The sequence below is a fragment of the Roseibium denhamense genome, assembly GCF_009711415.1.
Lineage (GTDB): Bacteria > Pseudomonadota > Alphaproteobacteria > Rhizobiales > Stappiaceae > Roseibium > Roseibium denhamense.
Genome location: NZ_SMLZ01000035.1, coordinates 1 through 605 on the forward strand (window position 1 = coordinate 1; position 605 = coordinate 605).

General features: G+C 61.8%; 1 protein-coding gene. It reads left to right on the top strand.

The features are described from left to right. The coding region (locus E1180_RS00100) for an MFS transporter (protein WP_196220472.1) at positions 1 to 605 on the top strand (605 nt) is incomplete at both ends.

The following is a 605-nucleotide window of genomic DNA, read 5'->3' on the forward strand; positions in this document are numbered from 1 at the left end:
CGAAATGGCGACTGGCCTGCGTCATGTCAGGTACAACGGCCCGATGCTCGCAACTCTAGTCCGCGCGGTCGCCTTCTTTGTGTTCGCATCGGCGTATTGGTCCTTGTTGCCGCTCATCGCTCGGGGTGCGGCTGACGGGGGATCAGAGCTCTACGGAATGCTTATGGCCTTGATCGGTGCGGGAGCTGTCACCGGCGCTCTTGTTCTACCGCGTCTGACGCGCAAACTGACATCCAATCAGACAGTGCAGCTCGGCACACTTGGTACAGCGGCTGCCCTAGCGGTACTCGCATTGTCGGCAGAAGCCTTCGCCTTGATGGCTGCGGCCTTCCTTGGCGGTCTCAGCTGGATTGCCGTACTCACCTCGTTCAACGTGTCTGCCCAATTGGCACTGCCCGACTGGGTCCGTGCCCGTGGTCTGGCCGTTTTCCTGATGGGATTCTTCGGGTCCATGGCCCTGGGGTCCATTCTGTGGGGGCAGATTGCAACCCTGACGTCGGTCCCGGTCGCGCTTCTTGTCGCAGCGACGGGCTTGATCGCCGGAATGATCCTGACGCGCAAGGTGGAGGTCGGACAGGCCGAATCCCTGGACCTGTCGTCCGCCA